19 protein-coding genes are annotated in these 18,852 nt (G+C 69.5%); 6 read left to right on the top strand and 13 right to left on the bottom strand.

What is annotated here, in order from left to right; all coding sequences use genetic code 11:
• The first annotated feature begins 44 nt into the window (after nt 1-44).
• Together AC5Y31_RS02025 and AC5Y31_RS02020 are read left to right on the top strand one after the other, a co-directional pair.
• Nucleotides 45-704, top strand: a complete 660-nt coding sequence (locus AC5Y31_RS02025; protein WP_499977639.1) for a TetR/AcrR family transcriptional regulator — start codon at nt 45-47, stop codon at nt 702-704.
• A 51-nt stretch (nt 705-755) separates the two neighbouring features.
• Entirely contained in the window at nt 756-2,006 is a 1,251-nt protein-coding gene (locus AC5Y31_RS02020) for an HNH endonuclease signature motif containing protein (RefSeq protein WP_499977638.1), read from the top strand.
• A gap of 77 nt (nt 2,007-2,083) precedes the next feature.
• Here AC5Y31_RS02020 and coaD read toward each other — a convergent pair whose 3' ends face one another.
• The 6 genes from coaD to AC5Y31_RS01990 form a co-directional block, all read right to left on the bottom strand.
• Entirely contained in the window at nt 2,084-2,560 is a 477-nt protein-coding gene (gene coaD / locus AC5Y31_RS02015; protein WP_301634803.1) for a pantetheine-phosphate adenylyltransferase, read from the bottom strand.
• Nucleotides 2,561-2,571: 11 nt separating this feature from the next.
• Complete coding sequence (gene rsmD / locus AC5Y31_RS02010) at nt 2,572-3,138, bottom strand: 16S rRNA (guanine(966)-N(2))-methyltransferase RsmD (protein WP_301636277.1); 567 nt, start codon at nt 3,136-3,138, stop codon at nt 2,572-2,574.
• Nucleotides 3,135-6,518: a pyruvate carboxylase gene (locus tag AC5Y31_RS02005; protein WP_499977634.1), complete on the bottom strand. Its 3,384-nt coding sequence runs from the start codon at nt 6,516-6,518 to the stop codon at nt 3,135-3,137. Before AC5Y31_RS02005 ends, rsmD begins: the two co-directional genes overlap by 4 nt.
• 10 nt (nt 6,519-6,528) lie before the next feature.
• Nucleotides 6,529-7,140 (bottom strand): vitamin K epoxide reductase family protein, encoded by a 612-nt coding sequence (locus AC5Y31_RS02000; RefSeq protein ID WP_499977633.1) that lies wholly within the window; start codon nt 7,138-7,140, stop codon nt 6,529-6,531.
• Nucleotides 7,137-7,889 (bottom strand): DsbA family protein, encoded by a 753-nt coding sequence (locus AC5Y31_RS01995; RefSeq protein ID WP_499977631.1) that lies wholly within the window; start codon nt 7,887-7,889, stop codon nt 7,137-7,139. Before AC5Y31_RS01995 ends, AC5Y31_RS02000 begins: the two co-directional genes overlap by 4 nt.
• A 65-nt stretch (nt 7,890-7,954) precedes the next feature.
• A complete protein-coding gene (locus AC5Y31_RS01990) occupies nt 7,955-9,073 on the bottom strand; it encodes an alpha/beta hydrolase (protein WP_499977630.1) in 1,119 nt (372 codons plus the stop codon).
• On the opposite strand from AC5Y31_RS01990, the gene AC5Y31_RS01985 reads away from it, so the two are divergent.
• Both AC5Y31_RS01985 and AC5Y31_RS01980 read left to right on the top strand, forming a co-directional pair.
• A complete protein-coding gene (locus AC5Y31_RS01985; RefSeq protein ID WP_065023900.1) occupies nt 9,072-9,917 on the top strand; it encodes an aldo/keto reductase in 846 nt (281 codons plus the stop codon). The two genes, AC5Y31_RS01990 and AC5Y31_RS01985, sit on opposite strands and share 2 nt — an antisense overlap.
• Before the next feature lies 1 nt (nt 9,918).
• Nucleotides 9,919-10,758 carry an aldo/keto reductase gene (locus AC5Y31_RS01980; protein WP_065023901.1) on the top strand — a complete coding sequence of 280 codons (840 nt, stop codon included), beginning with the start codon at nt 9,919-9,921 and terminating at the stop codon, nt 10,756-10,758.
• A gap of 4 nt (nt 10,759-10,762) precedes the next feature.
• Here the strand turns inward: AC5Y31_RS01980 and AC5Y31_RS01975 are convergent, their stop codons facing one another.
• The 4 genes from AC5Y31_RS01975 to AC5Y31_RS01960 are packed head-to-tail and all read right to left on the bottom strand — an operon-like array spanning nt 10,763 to nt 15,945.
• On the bottom strand, nt 10,763-11,350 hold the full coding sequence (locus tag AC5Y31_RS01975; protein ID WP_499977627.1) for a GNAT family N-acetyltransferase: 588 nt from the start codon (nt 11,348-11,350) through the stop codon (nt 10,763-10,765).
• A gap of 7 nt (nt 11,351-11,357) precedes the next feature.
• Entirely contained in the window at nt 11,358-12,071 is a 714-nt protein-coding gene (locus tag AC5Y31_RS01970) for an HNH endonuclease family protein (RefSeq protein WP_301634795.1), read from the bottom strand.
• The gene (recG, locus tag AC5Y31_RS01965; protein WP_499977624.1) at nt 12,068-14,296 is read right to left on the bottom strand and encodes an ATP-dependent DNA helicase RecG; all 2,229 of its coding nucleotides are present in this window, start codon (nt 14,294-14,296) and stop codon (nt 12,068-12,070) included. Before recG ends, AC5Y31_RS01970 begins: the two co-directional genes overlap by 4 nt.
• A gap of 2 nt (nt 14,297-14,298) precedes the next feature.
• Nucleotides 14,299-15,945, bottom strand: coding sequence for a DAK2 domain-containing protein (locus AC5Y31_RS01960; protein ID WP_499977623.1), 1,647 nt, complete (start codon nt 15,943-15,945; stop codon nt 14,299-14,301).
• 184 nt (nt 15,946-16,129) lie between these two features.
• Here AC5Y31_RS01960 and rpmB point away from each other — a divergent pair, with 184 nt between their 5' ends.
• Nucleotides 16,130-16,321, top strand: coding sequence for a 50S ribosomal protein L28 (rpmB, locus tag AC5Y31_RS01955; RefSeq protein WP_019735921.1), 192 nt, complete (start codon nt 16,130-16,132; stop codon nt 16,319-16,321).
• A gap of 6 nt (nt 16,322-16,327) precedes the next feature.
• On the opposite strand, the gene AC5Y31_RS01950 is transcribed toward rpmB, so the two are convergent.
• Genes AC5Y31_RS01950 through AC5Y31_RS01940 form a run of 3 tightly spaced genes read right to left on the bottom strand, consistent with a single transcriptional unit; the run spans nt 16,328 to nt 18,261 of the window.
• Nucleotides 16,328-17,008: a uracil-DNA glycosylase gene (locus AC5Y31_RS01950; protein WP_499977620.1), complete on the bottom strand. Its 681-nt coding sequence runs from the start codon at nt 17,006-17,008 to the stop codon at nt 16,328-16,330.
• The gene (locus tag AC5Y31_RS01945; RefSeq protein ID WP_499977619.1) at nt 17,005-17,295 is read right to left on the bottom strand and encodes a DUF1330 domain-containing protein; all 291 of its coding nucleotides are present in this window, start codon (nt 17,293-17,295) and stop codon (nt 17,005-17,007) included. Before AC5Y31_RS01945 ends, AC5Y31_RS01950 begins: the two co-directional genes overlap by 4 nt.
• A gap of 9 nt (nt 17,296-17,304) precedes the next feature.
• Complete coding sequence (locus AC5Y31_RS01940) at nt 17,305-18,261, bottom strand: thiamine-phosphate kinase (protein ID WP_499977617.1); 957 nt, start codon at nt 18,259-18,261, stop codon at nt 17,305-17,307.
• A gap of 40 nt (nt 18,262-18,301) precedes the next feature.
• On the opposite strand from AC5Y31_RS01940, the gene AC5Y31_RS01935 reads away from it, so the two are divergent.
• A complete protein-coding gene (locus tag AC5Y31_RS01935) occupies nt 18,302-18,847 on the top strand; it encodes a DUF3515 domain-containing protein (RefSeq protein WP_499977615.1) in 546 nt (181 codons plus the stop codon).
• Nucleotides 18,848-18,852 lie beyond the last annotated feature (5 nt).

Raw genomic sequence — 18,852 nt, 5'->3', positions numbered from 1 at the left:
AACATGATTACCTATCAGTCGATAGAAACGTGGGGTGGAGGGCCATGCAGACCGATCGACGCGGACGTCCCCGGCTGGTGGCCTCTCGCCGCCCGGGCCACAGCGCGCGCGACGAGATCCTCGATGCGGCAGCTGAGTTGTTCACCACCATCGGCTATGCCGCCACCTCTACCCGGCGAATCGCCGAGAGCGTCGGTATCCAGCAGGCCTCGCTGTATCACCACTTCGCCGCCAAGGACGACATCCTCGATGCGCTGCTGGCCGGCACCGTCGACACCTCGCTGCAGCTGGCCGGCGAGCTGTTGTCCGAAGGCGGCCCCGTGGCGCTCCGGCTGCACACGCTCGTCGTCGCCGACACCACCCAACTCTGCGGCGGCCGCTGGAATCTGGGCACCTTGTATCTGCTTCCGGAGCTTCGCGTCGAGCGTTTCGCCGAGTTCCGCCGGCGTCGGGCTCAGTTGCGGGATTACTACCGAGAGCTGTCCCGCGCGGTGATCGCCGAGCACGACGGCCCTGGCGAGGCCGACGACCTCCCGTTCCGCTTGGTGGAGTCGGTCATCAACCGCCGCTCCGATGACCGCAGCTGTCCGCCCGACCATCCCTGGGCCACCGCGGAGGCCGCCCTGCGGGTACTGGGCTGCGCCAGGGGGTTTGCCCGGATGCGGAAGGGCACGGCGGAGCGTTTGGGGTGGCCACGGGGATAGCCCGCCGGATCGACGCCGGAAGTTGTCGGACCCCGCTGTGATGATGAACTCATGTCAACGACCGCACTGTCCAGCACCCCTAGGAGGGGTCCTGCCCAGCGCTTGGACGTGCTGTTCGAGGAGTTATCCGAGCTGACCGGCCAACGCAACGCCATCGATGGGCGCATCGTGGAAATCGTCGCCGAGATCGACCGCGACGGCCTGTGGGGCGCCACGGGCGTCCGCTCAATCCCGGCCCTGGTCGCCTGGAAAACCGGGGTATCGCCCAGCAACGCCCACACCATCGCCACCATCGCCCACCGCCTCGACGAATTCCCCCGCTGCGCCGAAGGCATGCGCGAAGGCCGCTTCTCCCTCGATCAGGTCGGCGTGATCGCCCAGCACGCCGCCGACGGATCCGACGAGCACTACGCGCAACTGGTCGGGGTCGCCACCGTCACCCAACTGCGCACCGCAGTCAAGCTCGAACCACGCCCCGACCCCGACCCCCGAGCCGAACCGGAACGCTCCATCACCAAGACCAGCGACGAACACGGCAGCTGCTGGCGCATCACACTCAACCCCCTCGATGCGGCAAAGTTCGACGCCGCCCTACAGTCCCATCTCGATGCGCTGATGGCTGAATGGAAGCGCGATCACGAGGATGGCGGCGGTGCCTCAGAGCAGCGGCCGCCGTTGCCCAGCACCACCGATGCGTTCCTGCGCCTGATCGAAACCAGCTGGGACACCGAAGCCGCCCGCCGCCCCCACGGCCACCACACCACCGTGGTGATGCACCTCGACGTTGAAAACAACGCCGCACAGCTGCACCTAGGCCCACTGCTCACCGACGCCGAACGCCAATACCTGACCTGCGACGCCACCTTTGAACCCTGGTTCGAACGCAACGGCGAGCCCATCGGCGCCGGGCGCACCACCCGCGCCATCAACCGCCGACTACGCCGCGCCCTCGAGCACCGCGACCGGGCCTGCGTGGTTCCCGGCTGCGGGGCCACCCGCGGCCTGCACGCCCACCACATCACCCACTGGGAAGACGGCGGCCCCACCGAGCTGACCAACCTGGTACTGGTCTGCCCATATCACCACCGACTGCACCACCGCGGCATCATCACCATCACCGGCGATGCCGCCAACCTCACCATCACCGACAACAACAACCAGCCACTGGAGTCGGCATCGCTAGCCCGACCACCCCAAAAACCCCCACCAGCCGTACCACCATGCCCCGGACCCACCGGCGAACGCGCCCAATGGTGGTGGTACCAACCCTTCCAACCCCAACCACCACCGAACACCACCTGAGCAGAACACGGCCACGGCACCGAACCGCAACTCAAAAGCGTTGGCAGATAACGAGTTTTGTTCGCCGAACGCAGCGGTTACGAGCCCAGCTTCTCCGCCAGCCGCCGGTTGACCGGCTCGGGCAGCAGATCGGAGACGTCGCCGCCCATCGACGCCACCTCCTTGGCCAGCGACGACGACACGAACGAATACCGCGGGGTGGTCGCCACGAAAAACGTGTCCACCCCGGCGATGTGCTTGTTCATCTGGGCCATCTGCAGCTCGTACTCGAAGTCGGTTCCGGTGCGCAGGCCCTTGACGATCGCGGTCAACCCCCGCTCGCGGACGAAGTCGACCACCAGGCCCCGGCCCGACTCCGCGCGCACATTGGGCAGGTGCGCGGTGGCTTCGGTGATCATCTCGAGGCGCTCCTCCAGGCTGAACATGCCCTTCTTGGCCGGGTTGATCAGCACCGCGGCCACCACCTCATCGAACTGCGCGGCCGCGCGCTCCAGGATGTCGACGTGTCCCAGCGTCACCGGGTCGAACGAACCAGGGCACAACGCACCGCTCATGGCTCAAGACGCTAGCAGTCCTGGCCGGACCATTCGGCCAGCTCCAGCCGGGTGTCGCCGTAGCGGCGATCCGGCCACACCTCCCAGCCGTCCGGCCACCGCATCGCAGGGCTCGAGGCCGCCCGCTCGATCACCACCACGGTGCCCGGCCCGGCCCAGCCGCCGGCGGCCAGCAGCCCCGGAAGCGCGTCGATGTCGGCGGCGCCGATCTCGTAGGGCGGATCGGCCAGCACCAGATCCACCGGCCGATCAGTACCGGCGGTCAGCACCGAGGCCACCGTGCCGCGCCGCAGCGTCGCACCGGACAAACCCAGCGCGGCGATGTTGGCGGCCAGCACCTCGGCGGCGCGACGGTCCGATTCGACGAACAGCGCCGTGGCCGCGCCCCGCGACAGTGCCTCCAGTCCCAGCGCCCCCGACCCGGCGTACAGGTCCAGCACTGCCATCTCGGTCAGGTCCAACCGGGCGTCGAGCACGTTGAACAGTGCCTCGCGTACCCGGTCGGTGGTCGGTCGGGTGCCGCGCGGCGGCACGAGGATGCGCCGTCCGCCCGCGGTGCCGCCGACGATGCGGGTCAGCTCAGCACCACCAGCAGGTCGCCGCCTTCGACCTGGGCGGTCTCGGCGACGGCCACCCGGGCCACGGTTCCCTGTGCCGGTGCGGTGATGGCGGCCTCCATTTTCATCGCCTCGATGGTGGCGACGGTCTGTCCCGCGCTGACCTGATCGCCCTCTGAGACGCCGATGGTGACGACGCCGGCAAACGGCGCCGCAACGTGGCCGGGCTTGGTGCGGTCGGCTTTTTCGGCTACCGGTGCCTGGCTGGCCACACTGCGGTCACGCACCTCGATCGGCCGCAGTTGGCCGTTGATGATGCACATCACCGTGCGCATGCCGCGTTCGTCGGGTTCGGAGATGGCTTCTAGCCCGATCAGCAGTTCCACGCCGCGCTCCAGGCGGACCCGGTGCTCCTCGCCTTGTCGCAATCCGTAGAAGTACTGGTTGGCTGAGAGCTGTGAGGTATCGCCGTAGAGCTCGCGGTGTTCCTCGAATTCCTTGGTGGGGCCGGGAAACAGCAGCCGGTTCAAGGTGGCTTGGCGCTTGGGTCCGGTCAGGGCCAGCGCGGCCTCGTCGTCGGCGGACAGCTGCTGGACTTCGCGCGCCGGTTCGCGGCCCGCCAAGGCCTTGGTGCGCAGCGGTTCGGGCCATCCGCCGGCCGGCTCGCCCAGTTCGCCGCGCAAAAAGCCGATCACCGAATCGGGAATGTCCACCCGTGCGGGGTCGGCGGCGAACTCCTCGGCGGTGATCCCGGCGCCGACCAGAGCCAGCGCCAGGTCGCCGACCACCTTCGAGCTCGGGGTGACCTTGATCAGCCGGCCCAGCACCGCATCGGCTCCGGCGTAGTTGGCTTCGATGTCCTCGAACCGGTCGGCCAGCCCCAGCGCCTTGGCCTGTTGGTGCAGATTGGACAGCTGACCGCCGGGGATCTCGTGGCGATACACCCGACCCGTGGGCCCGGCCAGACCGGATTCGAACGGCGCGTAGACCTTTCGGACCCCTTCCCAGTAGGGCTCCAGGTCGCACACCGCCGATAAGGACAGGCCGGTGTCGAAGTCGGTGTTGGCAGCGGCGGCCACGATCGAGCTCAGCGCGGGCTGGCTGGTGGTTCCGGCCAGCGGTGCGGCCGCCCCGTCGACGGCGTCGGCACCGGCGTGCCAGGCCGCCTCGTAGGTGGCCAGCTGCCCGCCGGGGGTGTCGTGGGTGTGGACGTGGATCGGCAGCTCGAAGCGGCTGCGCAACGCACCGACGAGCGTGGTGGCCGCCGCGGGCCGCAGCAGCCCGGCCATGTCCTTGATCGCCAGCACGTGCGCGCCGGCGTCGACGATCTGCTCGGCCAGCTTCAGGTAGTAGTCCAGGGTGTAGAGGTTCTCGGCGGGATTTGTGAGATCACCGGTGTAGCACATGGCGACTTCAGCCACCGCAGAACCGGTTTCGCGGACCGCGTCGATCGCCGGGCGCATCGAGTCGACGTTGTTGAGCGCATCGAAGATCCGGAAGATATCGATACCGGTAGCGGTCGCTTCTGCCACGAACGCCGAGCACACCGATTCCGGATAGGGGGTGTAGCCGACGGTGTTGCGGCCCCGAAGCAGCATCTGCAGGCAGATGTTGGGCAGCGACTCACGCAGCACCGCCAGCCGCTCCCAGGGGTCCTCCTTCAAAAAGCGCAGCGCCACATCGTAAGTGGCCCCGCCCCAGCACTCCATCGACAACAGCTGCGGGGTGGTGCGGGCGATGTAGGGGGCCACGTTGAGCAGGCCCTTGGTGCGCAGCCGGGTGGCCAGCAGCGACTGGTGCGCATCGCGAAACGTCGTCTCGGTAACAGCAACAGCCGGCGATTCCCGCAGCCAGCGGGCAAATCCCTCGGGCCCGAGCTTCATCAGCCGCTGTTTGGAACCCGGCGGCGGCGCCGCCGACAGGTCGATCTCAGGCAGCTTGTCGCGCGGGTACACCGCCGACGGGCGCGCACCGTGGGGCTGGTTGACGGTGACATCGGCCAAATAGGTCAAGATCTTGGTGCCCCGGTCCGCTGAGGCGTGCGAGGTCAGCAGTTGCGGGCGCTCATCGATGAACGACGTGGTGACGCGCCCGGCCCGGAAGTCGGGATCATCGAGCACCGCCTGCAAAAACGGGATGTTCGTCGACACGCCCCGGATGCGGAACTCGGCGATGGCCCGGCGCGCCCGGTTCACCGCGGTGGGGAAATCCCGGCCCCGGCAGGTCAATTTGACCAGCATCGAGTCGAAGTGCGGGCTGACCTCCGCACCCAGGTTGGTGCCGCCGTCCAACCGGATACCAGCACCGCCGGGGCTGCGGTAGGCGGTGATCCGGCCGGTGTCGGGACGAAAACCGTTGGCCGGATCCTCGGTGGTGATCCGGCACTGCAACGCCGCGCCATGCAAAACGATGTCGTCTTGGCGCAGGCCCAAATCCTCCAGGGACTCCCCGGCGGCGACCCGCAACTGGGCCGACACCAGATCCACATCGGTGATCTCCTCGGTCACCGTGTGCTCCACCTGAATCCGCGGATTCATCTCGATGAACACATAGTGGCCGCGCTCGTCGAGCAGGAACTCCACCGTTCCCGCGCAGCTGTAGCCGATGTGCCGCGCGAACGCGACGGCATCAGCGCAGATCTTCTCCCGCAGTTCCGGGTCCAAGTTGGGCGCGGGCGCCAACTCCACGACCTTCTGATGCCGGCGCTGCACACTGCAGTCCCGCTCGAACAGGTGCACGACGTTGCCGTGGGTGTCGGCCAGGATCTGCACCTCGATGTGGCGCGGGTTGATCACCGCCTGCTCCAGATACACCGTCGCGTCGCCGAACGCGGATTCGGCTTCCCGGCTGGCGGCCTCGATAGCCTCGGCTAGCCCGTCGATATCAGCGACCCGGCGCATCCCGCGGCCACCGCCGCCCGCGACCGCCTTGACGAACAGCGGAAACGACATATCGGCTGCCGCGGAAACCAATTCCTCTACCGAGCGCGACGGCTGCGATGCCGCCAGCACCGGCAGACCGGCCTCCCGCGCGGCGGCCACCGCATGTGCCTTGTTGCCGGCCAGCGCCAGCACGGCAGCACTCGGGCCGACGAAGGTGATGCCCTCATCCGCACAGGCCTGCGCCAGCCGCGGGTTCTCCGATAAGAAGCCATACCCGGGGTAGACCGCGTCGGCGCCGCACCGCTTGGCGGTGGCCACGATGCCCTCCACCGACAGGTAGCCGCGCACCGGATGCCCCGCCTCGCCGATCTGGTAGGACTCGTCGGCTTTGAGCCGGTGCACCGAATTACGGTCCTCATAGGCATAGACCGCCACCGTGTCGATCCCGAGCTCATAGGCGGCACGAAACGCGCGGATCGCGATCTCTCCGCGGTTGGCGACCAGCACTTTGGAGATCACAGGGCACTCCTTAAGTCAGCGTCAACCAGTAATCCTGAAAGCGCAGGAATACCAACAGAAATACCGCGATAAACCACAACGCCGCAAACGTCCACCGCCACCGGTGCAAAAGCCCCGATATTCCGCGATCCTCATCCGACGCGATTCCCGCGAATATCACCAGCAGCACCATCGTGACCGCCCACACCACCATGCAGTACGGGCACAGCGCGCCGATCCGGTACAGACTCTGGAAGATCAGCCAGTGCACGAAGCCGGCACCCACCAAGGTGCCGGCCACCATACCAACCCAATACCACCGCGGCAGAGACACTTTGGTCACCGCCAGCACACCGGTGACCACCACCACGGTGAACGCCACAATGCCCATCAGCGGGTTGGGGAAACCCAGGACCGATGCCTGCGGGGTGCCCATCACCGGCCCGCAGGACAGCACCGGGTTCAGGTTGCACGACGGGATATACGACGCGTCGGTGAGCAGCCGGATCTTCTCGACGGTCAGGGTGACCGAGGCGGCCAGCCCGATGACTCCGGCGATCAATACCGCCCAGGCCCGCGGGGCCGCCGACGCCTGCGAGGCCGGCGTTGCGGCTGGGTCGACCGCCGGAGCCGCGATACTCACGACTGGGTGGCCGGGACGTCCATACCGGGCACGTCACCGACGATCTCCCGAATCTTCGCGACGAGGGCTTCCGGGGTCGAGGGACGGTAGTCCTCGCCGTTGATGCGCAGCGTGGGCGTGGCGTGGATTCCGGCGGCCTGGGCCATGCCACTCACCATCTTGAGGTACTTGCCGCTGTTGATGCAGCCCGGAACGCTGCCGGCGGCACCGGCTTGCCGGGCCAGCTCGATCAGGCGCTTGTTATCGGGGAAGTCGGTCCCGATCTCCGACGGCTGCAACTCGTCGGTGTAGAGCGCGGTGTGGAACCGGCGGAAGGCGTCGATGCTCTCGTCGGCGACACAGTAGGCCGCGGCACCGGCCCGCGAGGAGTAGTTGTCGTTCTGCGCGCGATCCAGGATCGCGACCATGTGGTAGTCGGCGGCGATCGCCCCGCTGTCGATCAGCCGGGACACCGTGGGCCCCAGCGCGCGCTCGAGGTTGCCGCAAGCCGGGCAGAGGAAGTCCTCATAGAACGACAGCACGGCCTTCGGCTCGTCGTTGTCGTCTTTGACCAGCTTGCTCGAGGTCACCCGGATCGCCTCGCCGGCGCCGGCGCCCTTCTTGTGGCTGTTGGACACCACGATGTAGCCGATGAGTCCCACCGCGAAGAGCACCACGATCGCGACGAGCCCGATCTGCATGGCGAGGTTGCGTTTGTGATCGGCGGCCTTCAAGCCGGAGGCGCCGGGGCGTTTGGGTTTGCTGGCCACAGTCGGTTGGTCCTCGTGTTCGGTGGTCGGTTTGCGGTTCAGCGTACCGGCGTGGGCTGGCGGCCTCAGCCGCGGCTGAGGTGGGCCCGCAGCGCCGAGATCAACGCGGTGGTCGCGGTGGCGCTGCCGCCGCCGAGGGGGAACAGGTTGATGAAACCGTGCGTCAGCGACCGCGTCCGGCGCAGGTCGACGACAACCCCGGCCTCGCGCAGCGCCGTGGCGAACTGTTCGCCTTCGTCGTGCAGCGGGTCGAAACCGGCGACCGCGATCAGTGCCGGCGCCAGCCCGGATAGGTCGGCAGCCCGCAACGGCGACACCCGCGGGTCGCTCGGGTCCAGCGGTGAGCGGCCCACGTACCGGGCGGTGAACCAGTCCATGTCGTGCTTGGTCAGCAGGTAGCCGTCGCCGTAGAGCGTGCGCGAGCGGGTCGTCTGGGCCGCCACGTCGGTCACCGGGTAGAGCAGCCACTGCAGGACCGGCGCCGGTCCACCGTCATCGCGGGCCAGCAGCGCTACCCCGGCGGCCAGGTTGCCGCCGGCGCTGTCCCCGCCTACGGCCACGCACCCGGGTATTCCCCCGAGCTCCGCGGCGTGCGCATGGGCCCATCGGAACGCGGCGTAGGCGTCGTCGACCGCGGCCGGCGCCGGGTGCTCGGGGGCCAGCCGGTAGTCGACGGACAGCACCACCACCTCGGCGTCACGACACGTCAGCCGGCAGATCGCGTCGTGGGTGTCCAAGTCGCCGATCGCGAATCCGCCGCCGTGATAGAAGACCAGCATCGGGTGGGCCGCATTGTCGGGGCAACCGGCCGGCCGGTAGTGCCGGGCGGCGATGTCACCGGCCGGGCCGGGCAGGGTGATGTCGCGGACATCGCAACCCTGGATGTCGGTGCCGCCGAGCCCGGCGGTCAGCTCACGCAGCTGAGCGCGGGAGGCCGCCGCGTCGTCGTCGGCGACGAGGCCGTTGATGCCCAGGGCGCGCAGCCCGGCCAACGCCAAGCGCAACGTGGGGTCCAAGGTGTTGCCGTTGATGGTCACCGACCGTCCACCGGTCATCAGCCGCTGCACCCCGATCGGCAGCATCGGGGTCACCTTCATACCCACGGAGAAGGCGGTGTTCTGCAGCTGTTCGGCCCACCGCGCCGCCGACCCGGAGGCGGGTGCGCCTGGCAGACTTCGTGTCATGACTGTTCGAAGTAACTTGCGCTCGGTCACGCTCAACGACGGTAATTCCATCCCCTCCCTCGGTTTCGGGGTTTACAAGATTTCGCCCGCCGACACCGAGCAGGCGGTGCGCACCGCCTTGGCGGCCGGGTACCGCCACATCGACACCGCGGCGCTGTACGGCAATGAGCGCGAGGTCGGCCGTGCGGTAACGACATCCGGACTGCCGCGCGACGAGTTGTACGTCGTCACCAAGCTGTGGAACGCCGACCAGGGATACGATTCGACGCTGGTCGCGTTCGACAAAAGCATGGACCGGCTCGGTCTGGACACCCTGGACCTGTACCTGATCCACTGGCCACTTCCGGCGCGCGGCAAATTCGTCGAGAGCTTCCGGGCGCTGGCCCATCTGCGGGATCAGGGCCGGATCCGTTCGATCGGGGTGAGCAACTTCTCCCCCGAACACCTCAAGATGCTCATCGACGGGACCGGCATCGTGCCCGTCGTCAACCAGGTCGAGCTGCACCCCCGGTTCAGCCAGGCCGAACTGCGGGAGGTGCACGCCCGCCTGGGCATCGCCACCGAAGCGTGGGCGCCGCTGGGCCGCGGTTCGCTGCTGGAGCACCCGACGGTCACCAAGGTCGCACAGCGTTATGGCAAGACACCGGCGCAGGTGCTGATCCGGTGGCACATTCAGCTCGGTAATATCGTGATTCCGAAATCGGTCCACCCTGAGCGCATCGTCAGCAATTCCGAAGTCTTCGACTTCGAACTCGGCACCGCCGAGATGACCGCGATATCCTCGCTCGACGACGGCGCGCGACTGGGACCCGATCCACGCACATTCGATTACACAGGTAGGTGAGATGACGCCGGGCACTTCGATCCCCTCCATCGCGCTCAACGACGGCCACAGCATGCCGACTCTGGGCATCGGGGTCGCCGAGCTGTCGGACGCCGAGACCGAGCGCGCGGTCTCGGCCGCTCTCGAGCTGGGCTGCCGGTTGATCGACACCGCCAAGGTGTACGGCAACGAGGCCGCGGTCGGCCGGGCGATCGCCGCGTCCGGCATCGCCCGCGACGAGCTCTTCGTCACCACCAAGCTGGCCAACGCCGACCAGGGGCTCACCGCAGCCATCGAGGCCTGCCATGCCAGCGTGGAGCGACTCGGGATGGACTATGTGGACCTGTACCTGATCCACTGGCCGGCCCCGCCGCTGGGCATGTACGTCGACAGCTTCGGCGGGCTGATCCAGGCCCGGGAGCAGGGGCTGACCCGGTCGATCGGGGTCTGCAACTTCACCGAGGAGCACCTCAACGACGCGATCGACCTGGCTTTCGAGACGCCGGCGGTCAACCAGATCGAGCTGCACCCCCTGCTCAACCAAGCCGAGCTGCGGGCGTTCCACGCCGAGCGGGGAATCGTCACGCAGGCCTACAGCCCGCTGGCGGTGGGCCGCCTCCTCGACCACCCGGCGGTGACGGCGATCGCCGGCGAGTACGGCAAGACCCCCGCGCAGGTACTGATCCGGTGGAGCCTGCAGCTGGGCAATGTCGTCATCCCGCGATCGGCCAACCCCGAGCGCATCGCGAGCAACCTCGACGTCTTCGGCTTCGAGCTGGCCGCCGAGCACATGGACACTCTTAACGGGCTCAACGACGGCACCCGGGTGCGCGAGGACCCGCTGACCTACACCGGCCTGTAAGCCGTCACGCTCGGCGGTTGATCCGCTCCACCAAACCGGTCCGCACCGCTGGCCACTCGTCGTCGATCACCGAGTAGACCATCGTGGTGCGCCACGAACCGTCGCTGCGGCGGGCGTGCCGGCGCAGCGCGCCCTCCTCGGTGGCGCCGATGCCCAGCACCGCCCGCCGGGAGCGCTCGTTGAGATCGTCGACGTTGAACTGCACCCGGCCCGCGCCCAGGGTGGAAAAACAGTGGTCCAACAACAGCAGTTTGGATTCGGAATTGACCGCCGAGCCGCGCACCCGGGCCGATAGCCAGGTGTAGCCGACCGTCACCCGGCGGTGCGGCTGGCTCATGTCGTAGATCGACGTGGTCCCGACGATGTCGCCGGTGGCGGCATCGACCTGGGTCAGTACCTGGCGCTGCGATGCCAGCGCCTCGGCCACCGACTGCTCGGTGGGTGGACCGGATTGGCTGCCGTAGAGGAAATACCGGGTGGACTCGACGTCGTAGGCCCGCGCCAGCCCGGCGACGTCGGCGAGCACGGTCGGCCGCAGCAGCACATGCTCACCGCGCAGCGTGGGCGCGGTGGCCCAATGGTCGATCGTCATCCCCGTCCTATCCGGCCGGGCAGGTGGCCGCGGCCCGGCGCAGCACGCCGGCCGACGCCTCGTCGAGCCGCAGCGCGTAGCCCCGCACGACCGCAATGTAGGCGACGGCGTACTGGCAGGCGAATGATTTATTCGGCGGCATCCACTGCCCCGGCCCGGCATCGCCCTTGTCCTGGTTGCCCTGCCCAGCGACCGCCAGCAGGTTGGCCGGGTCGTTGGCGAACCGCAGCCGCTGGCGGTACGGCCAGCCCGATGCGCCCATGTCCCAGGCGTAGGCCAGCGGCACGATGTGGTCGATCTGCACCGCCTCACCGATCTTGGCGCCGCGGGTGAAGGCGACGACGGCGTTGGTGTACGGGTCGTGCAGGACACCGGTGGCCACCGCCTGCGCGCAGCGTTTGGTCGACACGTGGGTGATGTCGACCAGATCCCGGTTGAGGATGTCGTTGCGGGTGTCGCAGCCGTTGTGGCCGCCGGGCGCGTCGTTGTCGTCGTCCCAAGCGTCGCCGAACACCGACCGGCGATAGTCGTAGCGATGGGTGCGCGCGGCAACCACCGGGATTCCGGCCAGCACGTCGGTGCCGGGCGCGACGGTGGGCATGCCGGACCGGGCGGCGAGGGCGCGGCTGCGGTTTCCGGCCGCCGACACGGTCTGAAAGGCGACGACGACGGCCAGCAGCGCCACCACGGCCAGCCACAGCAGCGTTTTGCGGTTGGTCATGATTTGTCCAGATAGTCGATGCCGGTGAAAGGCGCTGCCAGCCGGGCCAATCCGGGATCGGACGGGTCGGCAACCCAGGCCTGGACGCAGTAGTCGCGGGCGGCTTCGATCAGCTCGGCGTGATCGGCCAGCGACAGCAGCTTCAGTCCGCCACGCCAGCCGGACTGGTCGCGGCCCAACACGTCGCCCTCGCCGCGCTCGCGCAGGTCCAGGTCGGCCAGGGCGAAGCCGTCCAGCGTGCCGGCGACGGCCGCCAAACGTTTGCCGGATTTGGATTTCGGGCCGCTCGAGGTCACCAGTAGGCACAGGCTGGCGTGCTCACCGCGGCCGATCCGGCCGCGCAGCTGGTGCAGCTGGCTGACGCCGAACCAGTCGGCGTCGGCGATCAGCATGACTGTGGCGTTGGGTACGTCGACGCCGACTTCGATGACCGTGGTGCACACCAGCACATCCACCGCCCCGGCGCGGAACGCCGCCATCACCGCGTCCTTCTCGTCTGCGGTGAGCCGCCCATGCATCAGGCCCAGCCGCAACCCGGACAGCGGCCCGGCCCGCAGCTGATCGAACAGTCCCACGGCGGTGGCCGAGGTGCGGCCGTTCTCCTCGTCCGAACCGGGCTTGCGGTCCTCGTCGGCCTCGTCGATGCGCGGTGCCACCACATAGGCCTGCCGGCCGGCCGCCACCTCCTCGCGGATCCGCGCGAAAGCGCGCTCCAGCCAGGCCGGTTTCTCCTTGACGAAGATCACCGAGCTGGCGATCGGCTGGCGGCCGCGGGGCAGCTCCCGCAGCGTCGAGGTCTCCAGATCGCCGTAGACGGTGAGCGCCACCGTGCGCGGGATCGGGGTCGCGGTCATCACCAGCAGGTGCGGGGTGATGCCGTCGGGAGCCTTGGCGCGCAACCGGTCCCGCTGCTCGACGCCGAAGCGGTGCTGTTCGTCGACGACCACCATGCCCAGGTTGTCGAACTCGACCGCGTCGACCAGCAGGGCGTGCGTGCCGACGACGATGCCAGCCCGGCCGGCGGCGATCTCGGCGCGGGCCTGTTTCTTGGCGGCCGCCGACATCGAACCGGTAAGAAGCACCACCGCGGTGGCATTGTCCGACCCGCCCAGCTGGCCCGCCAGGCTCAGCGGTCCGAGCATGTCGCGGATGGAGCGGACATGTTGGGCGGCAAGAACTTCGGTAGGCGCCAGCAGCGCGCACTGATAGCCGGCATCGACCAGCTGCAGCATCGCCAGCAGCGCCACGATCGTCTTGCCGGAGCCGACTTCGCCCTGCAGCAGCCGGTTCATCGGACGGCTGGCGGCCAGCTCACCTTCGAGCACGCCAAGTACCTCGCGTTGGCCGGCCGTCAATTCGAACGGCAACCGGCCCAACAATTCTGCGACCAGCCCGTCGTCGCGGCGCGGGGCCGGCGGGCCGGATTCGGACAGCTCGCCGTGCCGGCGCATCGCCAGCGCCCACTGCAGGCCGAAGGCCTCGTCGACGGCGAGTCGCTCGCGGGCACGGTCTCGTTCGGCGGCGCTGTCCGATAGATGGATCGCGCGCAGCGCTTCGTCTTCGCCGAGCAGACCGCGCTCGGTGCGCACCGCCGCCGGCAGCGGGTCGGGAACCGGATCGAGCACCGCGAGCACCTGCCGCACACAGTTGAAGATGTCCCAGCTCTGCAATTTGGCGGTCGCGGAATAGATCGGATAGCAGCTGCGCTCGAAATCCGCCTGATTGACCTGCCCGCTGACCTTTTGCGAGGCGTCGGCGATATTGCGCAGCGAACTGCTGCCGAAGTTGCGTTCCTGCTCGTTGCCGTCGGCTTCCTTGAGTACCAAAAAGTCGGGGTGGGTCAGCTGGATCGCACCGCGGAAGAGCTTGACCTCCCCGGACAGCATCACCCGGGTCCCGGGGGTCAGCCGCCAGCGCAGGCCTTTGGGGTTGAAGAACGTCGCGCTGACCCGGTTGCGGCCACTGCCGACGGTGACGGCCAGGTATTTCCCTTTGCGGCGCTGCATGTCTTTGAGCTCCGCGGAGCCGATGGTGTCGACAATGGTGATGTGGTCACCTTCGACCGGGCGGCTGTCCGCCGCGCCGCGGACCCCGGTGCCTTCGACGTAGCTGCGCGGGTAGTGCCGCAGCAGGTCGCCGACGGTGCGGATGCCGAACGCCTCGTCGAGTTTTCCGGCGGCGTCGGAGCCGACGAGGTAATCCAGCCGGTCGGCCAGTGTGGCCATCGCTACTCGACCCCGATCAGCAGGGCGTCGCCGCGATGCCCGGTGAGGTAGGTCGCCAATTCGATTCCCGGATGCCGATCGTGCACATGTCCGGCCAGCACGTCGACGACCTCGGCGCCGAGACCGGCCCCGAACAGCACCGTGACCAGTTCACCGCCGGCCACCAGCAGCAGGTCGATCAGACCGATCGCGGCCGCGCCGATGTCGCCGGCCACGATCAGCACCTCATCGCCGGCGATGCCCAGCCCATCCCCGGGCCGGCAGGTGCCGGCCCAGGTCAGCGCCTGCTCGGTGGCGACCCGCACCGAACCGTGGCGGGTGGTGCCCGCCGCCCGCGCCATGGTGTAGCCGTCGTCGACCACCGGCCGGCCCGGGTCGTGGACCGCCAGCGCAGACAGCCCCTGCACCATCGACCCGGTCGGGACCGGCACCACGTCGATGCCCCAGCCGATCGCCGCCGTGCACCCGGCGACCAGCTCCTCGGCGGCGACGTAGCCGTTGGGCAGCAGCATCACCTGGCCCGCACCGGTGTCGACCACCGCGCGCAACAGCTGCTGGGCGGTGACGATCGTGGCCGGGTCGGCGCTGTGCGGGTCTGGCCGCAGCACGCAGGCGCCCTCGGAGGCGAACAGCTCCTGGGCACCCTCCCCGTCGACGACGGCCAGCACCGCGCGCTCGCGGGCCCAGCTGCCCGGCGGCAGGCCGGTCGCCCCGCCCAGCGCCGAAATCTGGATGCGCCGCGGCCGGCCGAACGCCAGGCCCGCCTCGACGGCGGCACCGGCGTCGTCGGTGTGCACGTGCACCGAATAGCCGCCGACCACCCCTGACGTCGCGATCGCCACCGAATCGCCGAGCTGGGTAAGCCGCTCACGCAGGGGGTCGGTGTCTTCGGGGGCGCACTCGCCGAGCAGGTACATCACCTCGAACTGCGGCGACGGTTGTTCGGTGACCGCGTCCGGCGGGCGTGGCTGCGGGGACGGCTGGTAGACCGGCCGGACCGGCGCCTGCCCGGTGATCGTCGACCGCAGCGCGTCGAGCAGCACCAGCAGGCCGCGGCCGCCGGCGTCGACCACGCCGGCCTGTGCGAGCACGTCGAGCTGCTCGGTGGTCTGCTCGAGTGCGGCGGCCGCGGCATCGGTGGCGGCAGTGATCGCCGCGCCCAGCCCGAAGCCCTGGGCCACGCATCGCTCGACGGCCGCCGCGGCGGCCTGCAGCACCGACACGATGGTGCCGGGCACCTCGCGGCCGCCCATCGAGGTGATCACCAGCTCGACTCCGTGGCGCAGGCCGGCGCCCAACAGCGTGGCGTCGACGTCGGTGGTCGTGGCGGTGCCGTCGGCGGCGGTCACATCCGCCAGGCCGCGCAGGATCTGGGACAGGATCACCCCGGAGTTGCCGCGGGCTCCGTGCAGTGCGCCCGATGACAGCGCGGCCGCGACCCGGGCCACCTCACCGGAGGCGGCCTCGGTGTTGGCCTCGGCCAGCGCCGAACGCATGGTGAACAGCATGTTGGTGCCGGTGTCGGAGTCGGCGACCGGGAAGACGTTGAGCTGGTTGATCTCGTCGGTGTGGGTGATCAGATCGCCGACAGCGGTGTGCGCCCAGTCCCGCAAGGTGGCCGCATCCAGCCGACGATCGGGGTTGCCCACCTGCACCCACCTTCCTGCCGCCACCTCCGGTGGCTGCAAGCCTAACCACTGCGCGCGACAGCACAGCTCACGCTGCGTCGGGCCGTTTTGGTGGTTGCCCGGCCCGGCGGGTATCCTGATCAGGTTGTCGGGCCACCCGCTCAGGTCGTTGGCCCTCAAGCAGACGTTTTGAGGAGTGTCACATATGGCTGCCGTGTGCGATATCTGCGGAAAGGGCCCCGGCTTCGGCAAGTCGGTGTCCCACTCGCACCGTCGGACCAGCCGTCGGTGGGACCCGAACATTCAGACCGTGCACGCCGCCCGTCCCGGCGGCAACAAGCAGCGCCTGAACGCCTGCACCTCCTGCATCAAGGCCGGCAAGGTCGCCCGCGGCTAAGTCCGCCTAGTCCAGCCGCCAGTCGATCGGCTCGGCGCCCAGCTGGCTCAGCAGCTCGTTGGCGCGGCTGAACGGCCGCGACCCGAAGAACCCTCGCGACGCCGACAGCGGCGACGGGTGCGGCGACTCGATCGCGACGCAGTGGTCGGCCAGCATGGGCTTGAGCGTCCCGGCGTCGCGTCCCCACAGGATCGCCACCATCGGCTGCTCGCGGGCCACCAGGGCATGGATGGCGCACTCGGTGACCGCCTCCCAGCCCTTGCCGCGGTGTGACGCCGGGTTGCCCGGCCGCACGGTGAGCACCCTGTTGAGCAGCAGCACGCCGCGCTGCGCCCAGGCGGACAGATCACCGCTGGCGGGCCGCGGATAGCCCAGGTCGGCGGTGTACTCGGTGAAGATGTTCTCCAGGCTGCGCGGCAGCGGCCGCACCTGCGGGGCGACGGAGAAGCTGAGTCCCACGGCATGCCCGGGCGTCGGATACGGGTCCTGGCCGACGATCAGCACCCGCACGGCGTCGAACGGAAACGTGAAGGCGCGCAACACGTTCTGACCGTCGGGAAGGTAGCCACGCCCAGACGAGACTTCTTCGCGCAGGAACTTTCCCATCAAGGCCACCTGCTCGGTCACCGGCGCCAGGGCGGTGGCCCAACCGCTCTCGACCAGCTCCGGCAGCGGACGCGCGGTCACGCCAGTCCCTTCACCAGCAGAACCACCGTATCGGCGCCAGCTTGCCGGTCTTGCGAAATGCGCTGGTATTCCGGCGATTCGGCCCACTGGCGGAACGCGTCCTCGTCGGGAAACGACATCAGCACCACCTTCTCCCGGTCCCAGTGTCCCTCCACGACCTCTGGTGACTCGTCGGCGGCCAGCAGCGTTCCCGAATAACGACGGAAGACGCCGGCGAACTCCGCCTGATACCGGTCGTAAGCGGCGCGGTCGGTGAATCGGAGCTGGGCGATCACGTAGACGCTCACCGCGCCACCCTAGCTGCCGTACGACTGCCAGCCCGCGTCCCCATCCCATGGCGCCCCGTCGACCAGCACCCGGGCCGGTCCGTCGGCCACCTGACCGATCACCCGCCACCCGGCCGGCACCGCGCCGGGAAAGACGGCGGCCAGGGCGTGGTCTTCTCCCCCGCCCAGCACCCACGCCCACGGGTCGGCGCCGAGGGCGGCGGCGGCCGGGGCCAGCGCCTGCTGGTCGGCGGCCAGCGCGGCGGTGGACACCTCGATCGTCACCTGCGACGCGGACGCCAGGTGGCCCAGGTCGGCGAGCAGGCCGTCGGAGACGTCGGTCATCGCCTGCGCCCCGGCGTCGGCGGCCGCCACGCCCTGGCCGTAGGGCGGCTGCGGCACGAGGTGGCGTCGCCGCAGCTCCTCGAAATCGGACACGGCGGCACCGAGCAGCCGGTAACCCGCCGCGGAGCGGCCCAGCTCGCCGGCCACCGCCACCACCGACCCCGGCCGCGCCCCGGACCGCAGCACCGGCGCCCGGCCGGCCAGGTCGCCCAGCACCGTCACCGACACCACCCACGAATCCGCCTGGACCAGGTCGCCGCCGACCACGCCGGCACCGAACCGCTGCGCTTCGGCCCACATGCCGTCGGCCAGGGCGGCGGCATCAGCGGCCGGGGTGTGCGCCGGGGCGCCGAATGCCACGACGAACGCGGTCGGGCGGGCGCCCATCGCCTCGATGTCGGCGGCGTTCTGCGCGATCGCCTTGCGCCCGACGTCGTGCGGGCTCGACCAGTCCAGTCGGAAATGCCGGCCTTCGACCAGCATGTCGGTGGAGACCACGCTGCGGCCGTCGGCGCAGCGCACCACCGCCGCGTCGTCCCCGGGACCCAGCTCAGTGGTGGCGGGCTGACGGCGGCCGGCCACCAGCCGGTCGATCATGGGAAACTCTCCAAGCTGACCCAGCGTGGGCTCAGTACCGCGCACAGCCACCGAGTGTAGGTGCGATGAAAAGGGAGCACGGGGTGTGAGCAATCCGGGGACCGACGCCGACGGGCCGCCACGTGCGGCGCTCATCGCCGCGCTGGTGGTCGCCGTCGTCGCGGTGGGCGCTGCGCTGGTGTTCGCGGCAGCGCGCCAACCCGGTGCGCCATCGACCGAGCCGCTCCGCCTGGCCACGGTGCCGGCCCCGCATGCCGGCGACGCGCCCTGCCGCGCCGTGCTCGATGCGCTGCCGCCGCAGCTGGGCGACTACCGGCGCGCCGAGATCGCCGAGCCGGCACCCGAGGGTGCGGCGGCCTGGACGGCCGGCGCCGACGGGACGGTGGTACTGCGCTGCGGGTTGGATCGGCCGGCCGACTTCGTGGTGGGCTCGCCCATCCAGGTGGTCGATCAGGTGCAGTGGTTCGAGGTCCGCGAAGGCGAGCGCGCCACCTGGTATGCCGTCGACCGGAAGGTCTATCTGGCGCTGACGCTTCCCCGGGGTTCGGGGCCCACCCCGATTCAGGAGCTGTCGGATCTGATCGCCGCGAAGCTGGACGCGGTGCCGATCAGGCCGGGGCCGGCGCGCTAGCGGCG

This window comes from Mycobacterium sp. NGS18, from assembly GCF_059813185.1.
This window is presented reverse-complemented; position numbering and strand designations above follow the sequence as displayed.